General features: G+C 44.2%; 14 protein-coding genes and 1 pseudogene. 12 read left to right on the top strand and 3 right to left on the bottom strand.

Annotated features, from left to right (window positions below; all coding sequences use genetic code 11):
• Positions 1-3 precede the first annotated feature (3 nt).
• Complete coding sequence (locus QFZ77_RS19220; protein ID WP_047674339.1) at positions 4-897, bottom strand: LysR family transcriptional regulator; 894 nt, start codon at positions 895-897, stop codon at positions 4-6.
• Positions 898-1131: 234 nt separating this feature from the next.
• The gene (locus QFZ77_RS19225) at positions 1132-1278 is read right to left on the bottom strand and encodes a lmo0937 family membrane protein (protein ID WP_156397095.1); all 147 of its coding nucleotides are present in this window, start codon (positions 1276-1278) and stop codon (positions 1132-1134) included.
• Positions 1279-1479: 201 nt separating this feature from the next.
• On the opposite strand from QFZ77_RS19225, the pseudogene leuC reads away from it, so the two are divergent.
• The 10 genes and pseudogenes from leuC (at position 1480) to QFZ77_RS19275 (ending at position 17600) form a co-directional block, all read left to right on the top strand.
• A pseudogene (gene leuC, locus QFZ77_RS19230) lies at positions 1480-2902 on the top strand (3-isopropylmalate dehydratase large subunit).
• A 69-nt stretch (positions 2903-2971) separates the two neighbouring features.
• Complete coding sequence (gene leuD, locus QFZ77_RS19235; RefSeq protein ID WP_171649342.1) at positions 2972-3577, top strand: 3-isopropylmalate dehydratase small subunit; 606 nt, start codon at positions 2972-2974, stop codon at positions 3575-3577.
• 291 nt (positions 3578-3868) lie between these two features.
• Positions 3869-5308, top strand: a complete 1440-nt coding sequence (locus QFZ77_RS19240; protein ID WP_307441878.1) for an N-acetylmuramoyl-L-alanine amidase family protein — start codon at positions 3869-3871, stop codon at positions 5306-5308.
• 69 nt (positions 5309-5377) lie between these two features.
• On the top strand, positions 5378-5962 hold the full coding sequence (locus QFZ77_RS19245; RefSeq protein WP_307441880.1) for a GerMN domain-containing protein: 585 nt from the start codon (positions 5378-5380) through the stop codon (positions 5960-5962).
• Between the two features lie 29 nt (positions 5963-5991).
• The gene (locus QFZ77_RS19250) at positions 5992-8706 is read left to right on the top strand and encodes an S-layer homology domain-containing protein (protein ID WP_307441882.1); all 2715 of its coding nucleotides are present in this window, start codon (positions 5992-5994) and stop codon (positions 8704-8706) included.
• Positions 8707-8899: 193 nt separating this feature from the next.
• Positions 8900-9571 (top strand): endonuclease III, encoded by a 672-nt coding sequence (gene nth, locus QFZ77_RS19255; protein WP_307441885.1) that lies wholly within the window; start codon positions 8900-8902, stop codon positions 9569-9571.
• 26 nt (positions 9572-9597) lie between these two features.
• Positions 9598-9873, top strand: coding sequence for an NAD/NADP transhydrogenase alpha subunit (locus QFZ77_RS19260; RefSeq protein WP_307441886.1), 276 nt, complete (start codon positions 9598-9600; stop codon positions 9871-9873).
• Positions 9874-9951: 78 nt separating this feature from the next.
• Positions 9952-13656 carry a dynamin family protein gene (locus tag QFZ77_RS19265; RefSeq protein ID WP_307441888.1) on the top strand — a complete coding sequence of 1235 codons (3705 nt, stop codon included), beginning with the start codon at positions 9952-9954 and terminating at the stop codon, positions 13654-13656.
• Between the two features lie 270 nt (positions 13657-13926).
• The gene (locus QFZ77_RS19270; protein ID WP_307441889.1) at positions 13927-15756 is read left to right on the top strand and encodes an ABC transporter ATP-binding protein; all 1830 of its coding nucleotides are present in this window, start codon (positions 13927-13929) and stop codon (positions 15754-15756) included.
• Positions 15753-17600, top strand: coding sequence for an ABC transporter ATP-binding protein (locus QFZ77_RS19275; protein ID WP_307441892.1), 1848 nt, complete (start codon positions 15753-15755; stop codon positions 17598-17600). Before QFZ77_RS19270 ends, QFZ77_RS19275 begins: the two co-directional genes overlap by 4 nt.
• A gap of 294 nt (positions 17601-17894) precedes the next feature.
• Here QFZ77_RS19275 and QFZ77_RS19280 read toward each other — a convergent pair whose 3' ends face one another.
• Positions 17895-18116: a hypothetical protein gene (locus QFZ77_RS19280; RefSeq protein ID WP_307441894.1), complete on the bottom strand. Its 222-nt coding sequence runs from the start codon at positions 18114-18116 to the stop codon at positions 17895-17897.
• Positions 18117-18169: 53 nt separating this feature from the next.
• Here QFZ77_RS19280 and QFZ77_RS19285 point away from each other — a divergent pair, with 53 nt between their 5' ends.
• A complete protein-coding gene (locus QFZ77_RS19285) occupies positions 18170-18985 on the top strand; it encodes a GDSL-type esterase/lipase family protein (protein ID WP_307441896.1) in 816 nt (271 codons plus the stop codon).
• Between the two features lie 14 nt (positions 18986-18999).
• Positions 19000-19962 (top strand): ABC transporter ATP-binding protein, encoded by a 963-nt coding sequence (locus QFZ77_RS19290; protein ID WP_307441897.1) that lies wholly within the window; start codon positions 19000-19002, stop codon positions 19960-19962.
• Positions 19963-19976 lie beyond the last annotated feature (14 nt).

The following is a 19976-nucleotide window of genomic DNA, read 5'->3' on the forward strand; positions in this document are numbered from 1 at the left end:
GTGCTAACCGATTGTTCGCATAACCTCTTTCATTGTGGAAACGAAAGCTTCGGCAGCTTTAGAAATGTATCTGCCTTTACGATAGGCAATAACGAGTGTGCGAGTAGGTCTGCCTTCAAGGGTGAGGTGAATGGGTGATAATTCACTGAAGCTTCTTTTTGAAATTAAATAAGGGACGAAACCGATTCCCATGCCTGCAGCGACGAGGGACTGAACCGTTTCCATATTGCTGGATTCGAAGACAATATTAGGGGTAATGCCAGCTTTTTGGCATAGTTCAAGTGTTAGCTTGCGAAATCCCTGCCCTTTTTTCAAAGCGATGAAAGCTTCCTTCTCTAATTGTTCGATTCGAATAGGTTCTTTACTTGCTGCTAATCGATGCAGTGGAGGTACCGCGAGGACGATTTCTTCCTCCAGTAAAGTCTCATAAACGAGAGAATCCTCTCGTAATGGTAATGAGAGCAGCGAGATGTCGGTTTGTCCATTCATCGTAAGTGTTTCTAAGTTAGAGGATGTCTCTTCAACGAGTGTAATTTCAATATCCGGATATGCCGCTTGAAAGACAGGAACAACGAAAGGCAGGATCGTTGAACCCGTAATTGGCATACTGCCTACGACAAGGCGACCCTTTTTCATTTGTGAAATGTCTTCCATTTCTTTCTTCAGCTGCTCGACCATGTCGAGGATTTTTTGGGATTTTTCAACAAAAAGGGACCCAGCATGAGTAAGCTCAACTGAATTGGTGCTGCGCTGGAAAAGAAGGACGCCGATTTCTTTCTCTAGCTTGGATAGCTGCTGGCTTAGGGAAGGCTGTGCAATATGAAGTTTCTCCGCGGCGCGAGAGAAATTGCGTTCGATCGCGATTTGAATCGCATATTGAAGTTGACGTAGTTCCATCGTAGATTTCATCTCCTGATATGTAATAATCTTAGCTTGTATTATTGATACAGCCTATAAAGCATACAGATAATATACCAGATTTTAAGGTTTGATATGAGAAAACCTCGATCGAGGACTCTCACATCGATGAGCAATCATCTGAGGTACAAGCAAAAGCAGTCTGCGGACAAATTCGACAAATTCCACAAACTGCTTTTTGAATTAATATATAGGTTCATCTGTAAAGTAATGTTAATTACCTCTTCTACCTGTAACCAAATTGAATACCAAAGATATGACGGCTAAAACGAGCAGAAGATGGATTAAATTCCCTCCGATATCAAACCCTATTCCTAAAGCCCACAAGACGAGAATAACAACAAAAATGGTCCAAAGCATAGTAGCACATCCTTTTCAAAATGTCATAATTGCTTATGCAAGATACTAACCACCTTTTTTCAAATTCGAATCATCCTATAGGAATAATCTATGAAGCTTATAGTTATTATATCTTGGAGCTATGACGTTATCCGTGTTAAACTACGTTATGAGGGTAAGACATTAACAATTAGAGCGGATAATGACAAGAGGTGACTGGATATGAGTAAAAAGACAATGTTTCAGAAGATTTGGGATAATCACGTTATTAACCAGGAAGAAGGCAAGCCCAGCGTAATCTATATTGATTTGCAGCTTGTTCATGAAGTAACTTCACCGCAAGCTTTCGAAGGCCTTCGTTTATCGGGTCGCAAAGTTCGCAGACCAGACCTAACGTTTGCGACGATGGATCATAACGTACCTACTAAGGATCGTTTCAATATCACTGATCCTATTTCCAAACAACAAATTGATACACTTTCGCAAAACTGCCGTGATTTCGGCGTTACGTTGTTCGACCTAGACAGCCTTGACCAAGGTGTTGTACACGTTATGGGACCTGAGCTAGGACTTACACATCCAGGTAAAACAATCGTTTGCGGAGATAGCCACACTTCGACACATGGCGCATTCGGCGCACTTGCTTTCGGTATTGGAACAAGTGAAGTGGAGCACGTTCTTGCTACACAAACACTGCAACAATCCAGAGCAAAATCATTGGAAGTACGCATTACAGGCAATCTGAAACCAGGCGTAACTGCGAAAGATTTGATTCTTGGCGTTATTGCTAAATACGGTACAGATTTTGCAACGGGTTATGTAATTGAATATACCGGCGAAGCGATTCGTGGTCTTTCCATGGAAGAGCGTATGACGGTTTGTAACATGTCCATTGAAGGTGGAGCTAGAGCAGGTCTTATTGCACCTGACGAAACAACATTTAACTACCTGCGTGGTCGTGAATACGTTCCACAAGGTGCTGACTTTGACGCTGCAGTCGCAGAATGGTCTAACCTTGTTACTGACGAAGGCGCTACGTATGATTGGGTGCTGGAATTTGATGCTGATTCTTTGATTCCGCAAGTGACCTGGGGAACTAGCCCGGGAATGGGGACGAGTATTACATCACTAGTTCCGGATCCGCAAAGCTTTGAAACAGAAAATGAACGTAAAGCTGCTGAAAAAGCGCTTGAATATATGGATTTAACACCAGGAACGCCAATGACTGAACTGAAAGTTGATTATGTCTTCATCGGTTCTTGTACAAATGGTCGTATCGAGGATCTTCGTGCAGCTGCTAAAATTGCACAAGGTTACACGGTTGATCCAAGCGTTACAGCTATCGTAGTTCCAGGTTCCGGACGCGTTAAAATTCAGGCTGAGAAAGAAGGCTTGGACAAAATATTCTCCGACGCTGGCTTCGAATGGCGTGATGCAGGCTGCAGTATGTGTTTGGCCATGAACCCGGACGTTCTGCAACCAGGTCAACGCTGTGCATCGACATCCAACCGTAACTTCGAAGGTCGTCAAGGCCGCGGTGGACGTACGCATTCTCGTGTCTCCAGCAATGGCTGTTGCTGCAGCAATCAAAGGTCATTTCTACGACGTTCGTGATTGGGAAATCAAAGAATACCAACAAGCTTAATTTGGGCTGATTAAGGCAATGCTTACGATGCTAGTTTTGCTAAAGCAAAACTTTAAGGAGAATGAAAACATGGAAGCTTTTAAACAACATACAGGCCTAGTCGGTCCTGTTGATCGCGTGAATGTAGATACAGATGCCATTATTCCTAAGCAATTTCTTAAAAGAATTGAGCGTTCCGGTTTCGGTCAATTCCTCTTCTTCGAATGGAGATGGGATGAAGCGGGCAAAGTTATCGAGAACTTCCCATTAAACCAAGATCGTTATCAAGGAGCTTCTGTTCTGCTCTCCAGAGCGAACTTTGGCTGCGGATCTTCTCGTGAGCATGCACCTTGGGCTATCCAAGATTTCGGCTTCCGCGTCATTATTGCACCGTCTTATGCTGATATCTTCTACAACAACTGCTTCAAAAACAGCATTCTGCCAATCAAGCTATCGGAAGAGCAAGTTGATGATTTATTCGCTCGTACAGCGAAGCATGAAGGCTACAAGCTGAATGTCGATCTTGAGAACAAGACACTCACTGATGAATACGGCTTGAAAATTCAGTTTGATTTGGATGAGCACCGTCGTCAGTTCCTTCTGCAAGGCTTGGATGACATCGGCTTAACACTTCAACATGAAGAGAAAATCACAGCTTATGAACAAGCTCACCAAAAACGTTTGGCTTATAAATAAAATGTGATCATAGAAGACGCAATCCAATGAGCTCTTGCATTGGTTGCGTCTTTTTTGTTCAAGTTGCAAGAATTCAGACCTAGCTTATGGCTAGGTTTTTTTCTTCTTCTTTTTTTGCAACTTTTGGCAGTTTTCCGCGTCTAATAGATTACTAGATTGTCGATTGGACGGAGGTTTTGCTGTCGGGCATATGATTATTTTGGTAAAATGGACACGTTGCTGCTAGTTTATAAAAGATAGATTTTAAGAGTATGAATTTAAGACCCCAATTCCGACATTACATAGAGGTGAATGATGAAATTTCCTGCATTTTGTTTAATGCTGCTAGTTTGCATGCTGCTTCTCCCTACTTATGCGATGGGAGCTGAATCCACCAGCGGAATTAAGCTTTATATGAATGAAAAAAAGCTTGTGTCTAACGAAGTCCAGCCACGTATCGTAAGTGGCAATACGATTGTACCTGTAAGAATTATCGTTGAAGAAATAGGTGCAAAGGTGAGTTGGGATGAATCCACACGCATGGTAACCATCGTCAAAGACGATATGAACATTCAATTGGTTATCGACAGTAAAACGGCCCTGATTAAAGGTAAGAAGGAAAGCTTAGAAGTAGCGCCAATCATCGAAAAAGGCAATACGATGCTTCCACTTCGTTTCATTGGTCAACTTATGGGTATTGAATTTAAGTGGGACTCTTTAACCTCTTCTGTTCATATGTTCAAAAAGGATGATTCCGATTCCAAACCAGTCACAGGACCCATCGATGTTGTAGATGATCACAATCATGGCGAAGTAACGCCCCCAAAACCGCCAGTACCGGGCACTGGCACAAATCCAGGAACGAATATACCCGATCCAAATGTGCACTTGTTGACTTCGATTGTGCTTTCTGAGAAGGAGTTAGCCGTAGCTGCGAAAGACGGTTCTTTAGTTCCGACTATGATGAAATTATCGAACCCGAATCGCATCGTTTTTGACTTCCCTAACACTTCTTTAGATCCATCTCTCCAAAAATTGCTTGTAAATAATGCAGGGGAGCTGCCTTCTATACATCCTCTGGTTGAGAAAGTGCGCTTTTCTAACTTTTCTGATAACCCGGCTACGGTGAGAATTATTTTGGATCTGAAAGGTTCAGCTGACTACCGCGTACAGCCGTCTAAGCTTCCGAATCAATGGACAGCCGCGATAGTAGAGCATAAGTTAACCGTGGTGATTGATGCAGGGCACGGGGATAATGATCCTGGTGCATTATCCATAACTGGCAAGCATGAGAAGGATTTTACACTCGTTACAGCGAAGAAGGTAGAGAAGCTTCTTGTTCAGGACAAGCGGGTTAATGTCCTTATGACTCGCTCTGATGATACGTTCATTCCACTGGATGACCGGGTTTCTTTTGGGAACGACAATCAGTCTGATCTTTTCTTATCGATCCACGGAAATAGCGCAAAAGCTTCGGTATCAGGAACGGAAACGTATTATAACAGACCGGAAAGCATAGCTTTTGCTAATGTCATCCACAAAAATGTGGTTGCTGCTGCTGGATTTCCTGATCGCAAGGTACGCCAAGCTGATTTCAGGGTCATCACGAAAACGACAATGCCGGCTGTTCTAGTCGAAGTGGGGTATTTGTCCAATAAGAACGATGAATCTGCCATGTACAAGGAAGCTTTTCAAGACAAAATAGCGGCTTCTATCGTTGCTGCCATCAAAGAATACCTGAACCTAAAATAAGAGACGAAAGCTTTAAACGTATGCTTTCGAAGTTCGTTTTGCTAGGCAAAACGCTAAGGAGTGAGTGAGATGACCAAAACAAGTCGCCTATTCCATGGGGTGCTTCTTGTAAGTGCCATCACGTTGTCTGTAACCGCCTGCGGTCAGAAAGGTCAACACGTAGGTGGAGCAACACCGCAAACTACGATTGCGCCGACTCCTACAACGGTGGTACAAAGTCCTGCACCAACCCCAACGCAAACACCAGAACCTTTACAGCAAAAAAAGGTCAAAGCCTTTTATAGTGATCAGGACGAAATGAAACTTATAGAAAAAGAAGTCACAATCAGCTACAAAAAGGATGCTGACGTGTATGAAGCCGCACTAAACGCACTCAAAAAGAGTGATGATCCTAAAGCGATTCCCTTATTTGATGATCTTACATTCACAAGCACTTCGTTTGATATAGCTAAGGGTGAATTGAAGATTGATATTAAATTTGGTCCCAAAACGCAATTAGGCGCTCCGGGTGAGGAGTTGTTTTTACAAGCTTTGAAGAAAACCGTGTTTCAATTCCCAGAAGTGAAGTCTTTATATGTGCTGAAAAACGGCAAACAAGTGGATAGCTTAATGGGGCATCTAGAGCTTCCATATCCAATTAAACGACCTAATTAAATGTAGTAGCAGAGGAGTCTAAATCAACGATGAAGAACAAGAAATTAGCAAGTGCAATTGTTAGCTCTTTAATTATTACAAGCCTGGCGGGGACGCCTGTTTTGGCAGCGGAGTCAGTAAATACGGCATCAACAAGTAATGTAAAGCTTTCTTTTCCTGACGTAAAATCGGACTATTGGGGCATTCGACATATATCCAAGCTTGCTTTGGAAGGCATTATTGAAGGCTACGAGGATGGGGCTTATCGAGCAGAGAACTCGGTTTCACAGCAAGATGTCCTTATTATGGCTACTCGTATGATGGGCTTGCAAGGCGATGTAGATGCTATGACGACTGCAACGGTGTTTCCTGATTTCATGCTGGTTGATAACTATGCGCGTAATTATGTAGCAATTGCTCTGCAGAAAGGCTTAATCTCCAACGAGGAAGAGAAAGTAAGAAGCCAAAGCGATAAGTCCAAAGATAAATGGGGCCAGCGGAAGGCAACGAGAGAATGGGTAGCTGAAGTGGTAATTCGTGCTATAGGGAAGGCAACCACCGCACAAAGCTTATCGACAACACCAACGGCTTTCAAAGATAATAATGACATTAGCAACTCAACATTGGGCTTTGTTAATGCAGCAGTTGCTTTGAAGGTTGTTGATGGCTTTGAAGATGGCACGTTCCAACCTAAAGGGGCGGTCACGCGTGCTCAAATGGCAGCCTTTTTAAGTCGCTCCCAAAAGGAGTTAGCTACATTGCCTTCACGTGCTGTGAAAGGGTACATGACAAGCTTAACAAGCGGCACTATTGGCCTTATGGATAGAGACGGCAATACGAGTACATATAAACTTTCACCGAACACAGTGTTCTACGGTAATAAAAATGATACGGCAATAGCTGCGAAAACGCTGCAAGAAACGTTTGAGGTTTCGCTCGTACAAGTGAATGGAACAGCCTACTATGTTGAAATTATTAGCGATGAGCTTCAGCTGGATATTCATGAGGGTAAATTATTGAAATTGAATATGAGCAGTCTCAAGGCCACATTGGATGACTTTGAGAGCTATGATTTAGCACCGGATGTCGCTGTAACTGATACGGAAGGACGTGGCCTGAGCCTAGGTTCTATCGTAAATGGCAGTACGATTCAATTGCGTAAAAGCAAGATTGTCAAAACCGATAAATACACGTCCATCATAGTTAAACAGGTACCTGTTAATAAAACAGCAGAAGGCGCGATTCAAACGCTTAATAAAGATGCCATGCAAATTACGCTTCTTGACACCGTATCTGGGCAGCCTGAAACATATGGTTTCTCAAGTAATTTGATTGCGACTTTACCAGATAACAGCCTCGTAGATATCAATTCTCTTCACGTTGGAGATTCGGTAGAGTATACGGTTAAGAACAGTGAAATTGTAAAGATAGTAATTAAAAAGCAAGCGGATGTCGGTGTTAGTGTTGAGGGGACTTTGAAAGCAATTGGCGATGACAAAACATTTTTAACGATAACCAAAACAGCTGGCGGAGCATTAGCATCCTATGTTCTAAGCGATAACGTGCAAGTCAGAATTAATGGTTTAGCCACGGCTAGTATTTATGATATTGCTCCAGGAGATCAACTTAAGCTGGATGTTTTGAACAACAAAGTAACTTTGATCACGGTAACGAATCGATCCATTGATAATTTATATTTTGCAAAAATAGATAGCTATAATCCAACATCGAAATACTTAACCGTGACCGATAATACTGGTAATCCGCATGTTTATAAAATGACTGATACTGTTTCTATTTCATATGCAGGTACTACACTTCCTTTATCGAGTTTCAACAGCACTTTCACAGCAGGTAAATATGTTGATTTATTAGTTTCGAAAAACACAGTAACGCAAATTAAAATGTCCTCCCAACTGGATGGCGCATTAACGCAATTAAATTTACAAACAAATGATATAACATTGAAAACGGACAGCGGTCAAAGCTTGACGTTCAAGCTTAATTACGCTCCACAGGTTGAGCTTGCAAATAAGCCTAACAGTACACTGTCGGATCTAAAAGTTGGGGACAATATAAGTCTATTACTAAGCTTTGATCAGGGGATTGTCACAAAAATCGTGACGAGTAAAACGGCACTTTATAAAACAATTTTATCTAACGTGAACAGCAAGCAAATTACCGTGACGGATGAGGCGAACACTTCGTATGTCATTTCCCTGGACGGCGTTCCAATCATTAAAGCGGATCAAAGTGTAGGTTCTATTACAGATTTTGCTCTTGATGATTATGTCAAGCTGACGTTCAAAGGTTTAGCTGTTGTAAAAGCAGAGCTGATCAGTCCTGTACGCGGTAAGGTTACAGCTGTGAATGCAGCTAGTACAAGTTTAACCGTTCAAGATTTTTCAGGCAAAAGTCAAGTGATTAACGCAGGCAGCAATTATGACGTTAAGCTTAATGGCGGCGTAGCATGGAGTTTCACTTCCATCAAAGTGGGCGATCGTGTTCAAGTGATGAAAGACGCCAATGACAAAATGCTTATTCAAGTAGCTGTGGGATCTAAGCGGGAAGTGGATAATTATAATAATGTCGTTAACCAATTTTACTTCAAAGCTATAAGCTCCGGAGAAAAAACCGCTTATAGTATTTTCCCAAGAGCCTATTTCCATAAGGGAACAGACGTTGTGTCGGTATCATCCTTTGCAGCTGGAGATCAAGTAACTCTTTATGTGTTAGACGATAAAATTGTTGAGATTGAGAAATAATTTTGAACGAAAAATAAGTTCATCCGTCTGTATATTAGGAGCTTGACTTCTAAGACAGGCGGTTTTTTTCTAATTTATAAAATAAATATGGCAATTATTTAGAAAATGTTCGCATTTTGACGCTTTCAAGCATTGATTCTAACGCCACAATTCGCTACACTGGAGATTATTACGACCCTAAGGAAGTAAAGACATGACACAGAAGTTAGTAAGGCATATTTTGGATACAATCGGTGAGCTCTTTCCGGATGCACATTGCGAGTTGCGCCACAGTAATCCGTTTGAGTTAACGATTGCAGTATTATTATCGGCTCAATGCACCGATGAAACCGTGAATAAGGTGACATTGGATTTATTTCAGAAATATAAGCGTCCTGAAGACTACTTGGCCGTTCCACTTACGGAACTGGAGCAAGACATTCGACGGATAGGATTATTTCGAAATAAGGCAAGCAATATTCAAAAGTTGTGTCAATTGCTGCTGGACAAGTTTGAAGGCGAAATTCCAGAGAAGCACGAACACTTGGTCGAACTGCCCGGTGTAGGCCGTAAAACGGCAAATGTCGTCGTATCGAACGCTTTCGGGGTACCTGCTATTGCGGTAGACACCCATGTAGAGCGAGTCTCCAAAAGATTAGGATTAGTTGGCTGGGACGATTCGGTACTTGAAGTTGAAAAGAAGCTGATGAAGAAGGTTCCGCGCGAAGAGTGGACACAAACACATCATCGTCTTATATTCTTCGGTCGGTATCACTGCAAAGCTCAGAACCCGCAATGCACGATATGTCCATTGTTGGACAGTTGCCGTGAGGGTAAGAAACGTATGAAACCAAGTGCAACTAGGAAAACTATTACAAACAAATGATATGCAGACAAAGGATGGGATTTGAAATGAAATGCATCGCCGTATACACCAATAGCTTTGAACTGTTCTCTGATATTTATGAGCAAGTAATTAACACGCCCCTAGCCGATAATGAGGAAAAAGTCATTGAAGGTGTAACAGTCAGTGAATCCGGTGAAGTTCCTCAGAATTACATAGACAAGATGAAAACGAAATCCGAAGTCGTAGTTATGAAAGTTAAAGACACCGACATTACGATTTTGCAGCATCGCGATGTCTTTGAGATTTTCTTGCCGGAAAAAGAAAAAGCAGTTATGTCCTAAAACCTAAATCTCCCTTTGGGAGATTTTTTTCTGTTATGTTTGAATAGAAGAACGGATCATAAGGAGCGGAATGGACGAATGACGCAAATGGTGGATATAAGCATCTCGGTCATGCCGGATGCGATCAGGAACATGCAGGTTAATCTGCAAACAAAAGGGGATTACGACAATGCAAGCAAGCTAGGTCAGCTGCTTGATAAATTAGACGCTGGACAGATGAATATAGCGTTCTGCGGTCATTTCTCAGCGGGGAAATCGACGCTGATTAATCAGCTTTGTGGGCACGCCTTGCTGCCATCCAGCCCGATTCCAACAAGTGCAAATATCGTGAGTATTCGTAATGGATCACCAGGTGCTCATGTTACGCATCGCGTGAAGGATAGCACAGCAAATAATCTGGGAAAACCGAAAACGATTGCGCTTGAAGAATTAGAAGCGTATTGCGTCAATGGTACCGACATTGAAACGGTAGAGATTTCCTATCCGATTCCATTTCTGGGCAGTCAAACGGCGCTGCTTGATACTCCTGGAATTGATTCTACGGATGATGCTCATCATCAATCTACGGAATCGGCTTTACATCTAGCAGATGTAGTTTTCTATGTTATGGATTACAACCATGTCCAATCCGAAGTCAATCTCGCGTTTACGAAGAAGATGAAGGAGTGGGGAAAGCCGCTCTATTTGGTTGTAAATATGATTGATAAGCACAAAGAATGGGAGCTTCCTTTTACACAGTATAAGGAGGGGACGAAGCAAGCTTTTCTAAGCTGGGGCATCGAGCCGGATGATTTGCTGTTCGTGACCATGAAGGAGCCGAACCATCCGCATAATGAGTATGCGAAGCTGCAATGGCTCCTAAGTCGTTTAATTGAGCGAGGTGATGATCTGCGAAGCTTCAGCATCGATGCATCCGCGCGTTATCTTGCAGCAGAGCACGGCAAGTGGTTGGCTGATCAGCATGAGCCGCAGAAAGCGGAGCTTATGGAGCAAATCAGCCAGGAAGGTGACGTGCAGGAGATTCAGGCGCAAGCTGCAGCGAAGCAGGAAGAGCTTGCGGCGGTGAAGGGACGGCCGGAAGCTTTAACGGCGGCCCTCCGTAAGGAAGTTGGCATGATTATCGAGAATGCCAATATAACACCAGCCTTGACTAGGGATCAGGCTCATGCGTATTTGGAGAGCCGTAAGCCCGGGTTCAAGGTAGGCTTTTTCTCTAGAGCTGCGCAAACAGTTTTGGAGACGGAGAAACGCCTGGGAACGTTTCAGGCGGATTTGGCTGAGCAGGTAGAAGCGCAGCTGGACTGGCATTTGAGGGATGCTTTGAAAAAGGCCGCTCAGGAGCAAGGGCAGCATGATCCTGCCCTTACAGCGCAAATCGAAGCGCTGAAGGTTGACGTGACGACACAGTGGCTAGCAGCACAAGTGAATGCTGGCGCAACCTTCGGCGGCGAATATACGCTTAACTTCATGAAGCAGGTGTCATCTGATATTAAACAGCAGTACCGCAAACAGGCGTTTGCGGTGATTGATCTGATCGCGGCTGCAGTCCGCGAAGGGGGTGCGCAAGCGGCTGACGCGCTTGCGGAAGAGCTCGAAGCGCTAGGCGTCCGCCTCAGCGCTTGCCGGGAACTGCAGCGCCTCGAGGAAGCCGAGGCGGAGGCAGAGGCCCAGCTGCTGCGCATGGCCAGCTGGCCCAGACCGTCTGCGCCGGCGCTGCCGGCTGCGCAGCAGTACACGGCCATGGAGGAGACGGCAGCCGCCCCGCTGAGCGGGGGACTGCACGTGACCTCCATAGGCACGATCCTGCAGGCCGCGGCCACGACTGATGACGCGGCCGCAGGCACTACAGCTGCGTCATCAGTCGTGGCAGCGTCATCAGCGCCTGCCGCGTTCACCTCGGGTGAACACGGTAGGCGCATGGAGCGCAAGGCCGCCGATTTGCAGGCGGCCTCAAGCCTCATCGAGGGCCTGCCGTCGATGAGGTCGATCGCGCGCTCCATGCGCGAGAAATCGGAACGTCTGCGGCAGCGGACGTTCACGATCGCGCTGTTCGGCGCCTTCAGCGCCGGCAAATCCTCTTTCGCCAATGCGTTGATTGGCGAAAGAGTGCTGCCGGTCTCGCCGAACCCAACGACGGCGGCCATCAATAAGATCATGCCGCCGCAGGAAGGTTGGCCGCATGGCACAGCCAAGGTCAAGATGAAGAAGACGGACGCGATTCTGCAGGACGTACTCTATTCTTTGGACATACTCGGCGTGCAGGCGACAGACATGGCATCGGCCCTCAAACGCATAAGCGCACTTTCTCCATCGGACGTTACGGCCAAAGGGAAGCCGCACTATTCCTTCCTGAAGGCAGTGGAGAAAGGTTGGGCCCTTGCCCAAGATCATTTAGGCACCGAACTAAAAATCACCAAAGACGAGTTTCCAAGCTATGTTGCAGACGAATCTAAGTCCTGTTTTGTTGAATTTATCGAATTATATTATTCCAATCCATTGACGGAACAAGGCATTATATTCGTTGATACACCAGGGGCTGACTCCATTAATGCCCGCCATACTGGAGTAGCTTTTAACTATATTAAAAATGCGGATGCTATTCTTTTCGTTACTTATTACAATCATGCTTTCTCTCAAGCAGACCGTGAATTTCTTTTGCAGCTCGGTCGTGTGAAGGATAGCTTTGAGATGGATAAAATGTTCTTTATCGTCAATGCAGCTGATCTTGCCGCTAGCTCGGAAGAATTAAATGGTGTAATTAAACATGTGGAAACGAATTTGCTGCAGCACGGCATCCGAAATCCGCGTATTTATCCAATTTCCAGTTATTTGGCTGCAGAGGGCAAAATAACAGGGAACGAAGATCTGGTTACCCAATCTGGCATTCAGCCATTTGAGCAAGAATTTGTGAAGTTTACGTTCAATGAGCTTAGCGATGTCGCAATCCATTCAGCTAATTTGGAGCTGAATCGAGCGATTGCTACCATGCAGCAATGGCTGGAGCGTGCGCAGTCTGGGGAGGAAGAACGGAAGATTCAGTTGACCAAGCTCGGACAAGCGGAGCATGCTGGAACAGAGCTTCTGGAAAATACCCTTTATGACGCGGAGCTCAAAGAATTAAAGAAAGAAATTCAGGAGCTTTTATACTACGTCAAGCAGCGCACGATGTACCGCTTCGGTGAATTATACAATTATGCCTTTAATCCTTCGACCTTCAGGGATGATGCCAGAGATCCGAAGCAAGCAATGCAATCTGCGTGGGGTGAGCTGCTGCGAATGATCGGTTACGATTTATCCCAGGAGGTGTTGGCCACAACGCTCCGGGTCGAAAATCGCATGAATGTGATTAGCAGCAGCCGTGTAAAGCGGTGGGAAGAGCAGCTTGGTGAGTTGATGGAAGGATTCGAAAGTGGAACGTATGAATCAAGTAAGTTCGTAACACCTGAAATTACGTCTAAACTAGAAGTTCCAGATGTAAGTTTGAAGCTGCTCCATAGTCATTTCAAAAATGCGAAGCAATTTTTCGAAGGTGATGGCAAAAGCAAGCTTAGAGCAGATCTGGAAAATCGGATGAACACGCCAGTGGCAGAATTTATCGAGCAGCAAACAATGGAGCTTGAACAAGCTTATGCGAATCAGTTGGAAAACTGGCTTGCAACTCAGAAAAATCTGATGCTGCAACAACTGAATGAACATGCTGAAGGGCTTCGCGATGCTCTCGAAATGAAGATTGATTTGAACGAACTTATATCCAAACAGCATCAATTAAAGGCTTTTGTTTAATGGTTAAACAAAAGGGTTGGTCGGGTTCTATTGAACTTGGCCAACCCTTTATTGCGTATTGTCATGTAAGGGCTTACATCGATGGTTATCTGGATGATTTTAAAGAATAGGGTGGATTCCTGCAAGTTTTTGTGAAGTTATGGGCATTTAAGCGTTTAAATCCTCGTATCCTCTGATTGCTCGCTAATAGGGATGGTGATAAGATTCATTAGGTAATAAAACGCTTTCTAAGCTTTTCCAATTTATCCTTCTTGAGGAGGGGGCCCCAAAGTGGAAGTGTTCAGGCAACTGAAGCCGTATTTTTGGCCAGAGAAAAAATTATTTTTTGGAGCAATTGCATGTTTAGCGGTGGCAACCGCGCTCGGTCTCGTTTATCCGAATTTATTACGGTATTTAATCGACGACGTAATCACGCAGAAACAATTTGAACTCGTTCCCAGATTAGCACTTGTTGTCGTAGTGGTCGTTTCAATGAAGGGGATGTTTCAATTTCTTCATGGCTTATGCGGAGGTCGTCTAGGTAACCGCGTCGCGTATCATTTGCGTAATGCGCTGTACAACAAGCTTCAGTACTTATCCTTTCAATACTATGATCAGGCAAGAACAGGGGACTTAATGTCTAGATTGACTGCTGATTTGGAGGCCATTCGACAGTTTATCGGCTTCGGCTTTGCTCAGCTCCTAAATGTGATGTTGATGCTGGTTTTCGGCATGGGGATGATGTTCTCGATTAACTGGAAGCTGGCTTTACTTACGATGATAACGATGCCTTTTCTGGCATTTACCGCAATTCGTTTTGAAGGTAAAATTCATCCAGCTTTTCGGATGGTACGTCAATCTCTCAGTACGATGACTACTGCGGTACAAGAAAATATCACTGGGGTTCGAACGGTGAAGTCGTTTGCACGAGAACCTCATGAAGTAACGAAGTTTTCAGCACGCAATGAGGATTATAAGGCCATGAATATCGAAACCTCAGGGATCTGGGCGAAGTATTTTCCGATCATGGAGATTTTGGCGAATTTAAGTGTCGTTACTTTGCTCGGAGTTGGCGGATACATGGTGATCGAGAATACCATAACACTAGGTGAACTCGTTGCTTGCTTCAGTCTCATCTGGTACATTATTGGACCGATGTGGGGTCTGGGCTTTCATATCAATAACTTTACACAAACCAAAGCTTCTGGCGAGAAAATTTTGGAAGTTTTGAATCATTACATGCATGTGAAAGATCAACAAGATGCGATTGCTTTGAAGAGTGAACATGTACAAGGTCATGTGCGTTTTGATCATGTCACTTTTTCTTATCCGGAAAAACAGCCTGCACTTTATGATTTCTCAGTTGATGCTCCTCCTGGTTCTGTTATAGGTCTCCTAGGCAGCACAGGCTCGGGTAAAACAACAGTCATTTCCTTGCTAATGAGGGCCTATAACGTTAAAGAAGGCAAGGTTATGTTAGATGGTCAAGATATTCGCTCATTACAAGTAGAGAGCTATCGCAATCAGATTGCTACTGTTTTCCAAGAAACATTCTTGTTTTCATCTACCATCCGCAACAATATCTCTTATGGACGTAAAGATGTGACGATGGATGACATTATTCGAGCAGCTAAGTTGTCCAAAGCGCATGATTTCATTATGGAGCTTCCGGAAGGGTATGACACGGTTGTTGGCGAGCGCGGACTAGGCTTGTCTGGCGGTCAAAAGCAGCGGATTGCCATCGCTCGGGCGCTTATCAAGGATCCTAAAATTCTCGTTCTAGACGACGCGACAAGCGCGGTTGATATGGAAACGGAACATGAGATTCAAGCAGGCTTCGGCGAGGTTATGAAAGGGCGTACAACATTCATCATTGCTCACCGGATTTCTTCCTTGAAGCATGCCGATGAAATTATTGTTCTGGATAAAGGTCGGATTGTGCAAAGAGGCACACATCAGGACCTGCTGCAGCAGGAAGGTCTTTACCGTCAAACCTATCATATTCAGTATGCGGATGGGCCTCAGAAATCGGCTGCAAGCAGCCAGGCTGCGGCAACAAAGGATCCGGATTTGGATACGATAAACCATTCTCCATCGCAAGAAAGAAGGTTAGCACATTGAGTACTAATTCGGCGCAAACCGAGGCATCTGCCAAAAGAGAAGATTCCCAAGCGGGGCAACGATTCGTATATCAAGATGATGAACTGATTGAAAAGCCTTTTGATTGGGGTCAGTTAAAACGTTTATTTAGTTATATGAAGCCTTATAAGAAACAGATGCTGCCTATTATCATCATTATGATGTTGGTAGGAGCAATCACCAAGCTGACCATTCCGCTGCTCATTCGTGAAGCCATTGATAATTCCATCATTCCGAAGGATAAGAATCTACTTTTCCTAATTGTTGGGATCATGTTTGCCGTATATGTCATTCAATGGCTAGCCAATACATTCCGTATTAAATATACGAATATGATTGGTCAGCGCGTCATCTACGATCTCCGTCATGATTTATTCAGTCATATTCAGAAGCTGTCGTTTCGTTTCTTCGATACACGCCCGGCAGGCTCGGTGCTCGTTCGAGTAACGAACTACGTGAATTCTTTGCAAGATTTGTTCACGAACGGTGTTGTTAACTTATTAATTGATGTTGTACAGCTCTGCGGCATTATTATTATTTTGTTGACGTTTAATTTCAAATTAGGCGCAGCGATCATCGTGACGGTTCCAATTATGTTCCTCATATCGACTCAGCTTCGGAAAAAGATTCGTCGTGCTTGGCAGGACGTGACGATGAAGCAATCCCGTCTGAATGCGCATTTAAATGAATGTATACAAGGCATCAAGGTTACACAGGCCTATACACAAGAAAAAGAAAATATTCAATTCTTCACGAAAATGAATATGGTCAATCGTTTGTCTTGGAACCGTGCTTCGATGCTCAATCAATCGTTTGGTCCTCTCATTGAAATTACGGGAGCTGTTGGCTATTGCATTCTGTTCTGGCTAGGCGCTCATTTAATTCAAACGGAAGAAATATCGGTCGGTTTGTTGGTTGCTTTCGCTACTTACATAGGCTATTTCTGGGAACCAATTACGCGGTTAGGACAAATGTATTCGCAACTGCTCATTGCTATGGCTTCAGCGGAGCGGATCTTCGAGTTTATTGATGAGGAACCTACTGTGGCTGAAATCGAGGGTGCTAAAGATCTATCAAGTATCCAAGGGAATGTGAAGTTTGAGAATCTTGTGTTTGAATATGAGCCTGGGAGACCAGCACTCAACGGCATTAATCTGGATGTACAGGCTGGTCAATCCATCGCGCTGGTTGGTCATACAGGATCGGGTAAAAGTACGATTATGAATTTATTATGCCGTTTCTATGACCCAAATGAAGGCAAAATACTTATCGATGGCCAAGATATTCGTCATGTAACTATCCAAAGCTTACGGTCTCAGATCGGCGTCGTGCTTCAAGATACGTTTATTTTCTCTGGCACGATTCGGGAGAATATCCGCTTCGGTCGACTAGATGCTACGAATGAAGAGATTGAGCTTGTAGCTAAGGCTGTTCATGCACACGATTTTATCATGAGTTTGCCAGGTGGCTATGATACAGAGGTTCAAGAGCGCGGTAACGTACTCTCGATGGGTCAGCGTCAGTTGATTTCCTTCGCTCGCGCACTGCTTGCGAATCCTCGTGTTCTCATCCTGGATGAAGCAACAGCTAGTATTGATACGGATACTGAGCTCAAAATTCAGGAAGCTCTCAAAACGCTGCTTGCTGGTCGAACCTCTTTTATCGTCGCGCACAGACTTTCTACGATTCGGAATGCTGATAAAATCGTAGTGCTCGATCATGGGCGTATGATGGAGATCGGTAATCATGAGGAACTCATGAAAGAACAAAAGATTTACTTTGGACTTATTCAAGCCCAATACAAATTTTTGCAGGATGCGGTTTAACGTTCCGAGAAAAAGCTGTTTAACTGCTGCGGCGGTTAAACGGCTTTTTTCGGTGAATACAGCAAGTTTGTGCACGGAAGTGAATGTCTGGTGTTGATGAAAAAGGCTACTCAGCTTACGCATACCAGCCTCATCATGGTTTTGGTATACAATAGGCTCGGTTTTCGAGCTTATCTCGGTAAACAGCGGGTGAAAGCTCAGTTTCCGAGCCTATGCGCCAATGCATCATTCCTGACTCAACTGAAAGCTCGGATAACATCTTCTCAGCCTACCTTTACCAGTCTAGCCATGGTTTTAGCATACTTTTAGCAGTTTCAGCACCCAATACGGTATCGAACTGCCAAGAGCATCCCAAATGGACGTCTCAGACAGCACTGGCTCTGCCTGATCCGCATTTTTGTTATAATACAGCCAGCTTTTTTGAAACCAGTATACATTTTCAAAATAAATGAAAGTGCTAACCCAAAGATCTCTTTTGGGTCCGTTCCGTATTGTAATGTTTGCAAATTTATTCAAGAAGCTATACTCTTAGAGTGAATTATGCCATTTATTCGCAGGAGGGGACTTCCTTGAGATCATCACGCTTTATGTGGGGCGCAATTGGCCTTACAGCCTCGATATCTACGATTGTTTTCGCAGTAGGCTTTGCTTACGCGGCGAATCAAATATGGTTTCCCAAAGCATCCGGAGACCTCAATCTTGTAGCGACTACACCAAAGAAAGAAACAATGATTGAGAGTAAAAGTAAGCTTCAGATTGTTGCTCTTGGTGATTCATTGACTGCAGGAACAGGCGACAATACTGGCAAGGGTTACGTAGGACGTGTCCGCGAAAAGCTGGAGAAGGAAAGCGGTAAGCCGGTATTCGTACTTAATAATCTGGCGATTCCAGGCTATAAGAGTGACCAGCTTCTCTCTGATTTAGCGCTTAAAAAGACGCAGGACGCACTGGCTCAGGCGGATATCATTTTACTCACGATTGGTGGAAATGATATTTTTGCCGGCGGGGACGGGCTTTTTAAAGGAGAAAATCAGACGGAGTTTAACCCCGAGGGTGCGCTGAAACGCGTAGAACCTGCGCTGGCCAAAATGGATAAGGTTATTCAAGCAATTAATAAGGCCAATCCGAATGCAACTGTGTTGTATGTTGGCTTATATCATCCTTTTCTTGATTTAGATCCCAAAAAAGAAGGTTCGCTTATTGTACAGCGATGGAATAACAGTGTCTTTGAGATGATGAATCGTTATCCTCGAATGGCTATTGTCCCAACCTATGATTTGTTTGAACAAAATTTGATCAAATATTTGTCTTCAGCCGATCATTTTCATCCTAACGGGGACGGCTATGAGCGCATTGCCGATCGGATTGTACAAATTCTGAAGTAGGGGAGGCCAAGCAGATGGCTGTAGCAGCGGTTCCAACAACGGTTTTATCTGTGAAAAATTTAAAAAAACGAATTAAAAATAAAGAGATTATTAAAGGGATATCATTTGATGTATACGCGGGTGAGATTTTTGGTTTCTTAGGACCCAATGGATCAGGTAAAACAACGACGATTCGCATGCTCGTTGATTTAATACGTCCGACTGAAGGGTCTATTCAGATTTGTGGGCACGATGTTCGCAAGGAGCATAATCAAGCGATGCGCCATGTCGGTTGTATCGTCGAGAATCCCGAGCTGTATTCCTATTTGACAGGTTGGGAAAATCTCGAGCATTTTGCAAGAATGCTGCCTAATGTCGATGAGAAACGGATCCAAGAGGTCGTTGAGATCGTCTCCATGGATCAACGTATTCATGATAAGGTACGTACTTATTCCCTAGGTATGCGTCAACGACTTGGTATTGCACAGGCACTGCTTGGACGGCCTAGTTTATTGATATTGGACGAGCCGACGAATGGTCTTGATCCACAAGGGATTAAGGAAATGAGGGAGTTCATTCAGCGTTTGGCTGCGGGTGGACTTAGCTTGTTCGTGTCCAGTCACTTGCTTAGTGAGATTCAGCAAATGTGCCATCGCGTAGCCATTATTAGTCATGGTGAAGTTATACAAGTGGGAGCCGTCGATGATTTGGTCGCTCAAGGCGGCAAAGTCGTGTGGACCGTGTCTCCGGCCGACAAGGCCGAGGGGCTTTTAGAGGCGTCGCCACTCGTGCATGCCATTGAGGAAATTTCTCAAGAAAGTCCAATAGGCTTACCCGTGGCGGTAAAACAAATCGTTACACTGATGGATAAGGAAAACGTCCCGCAGCTAAGTCAGCATTTGATGGAAGCAGGAATTAGCCTCTTTGCTGTAGAAATCAAAAATCCAACACTGGAAGATTTGTTCTTGAGCCTAACCAAAGGTGAAAGAATTGAATAGGGGAAGGTGAAAGA

Origin of the sequence: Paenibacillus sp. V4I3 (assembly GCF_030817215.1) — a bacterium.
Taxonomy (GTDB): Bacteria; Bacillota; Bacilli; order Paenibacillales; family NBRC-103111; genus Paenibacillus_E.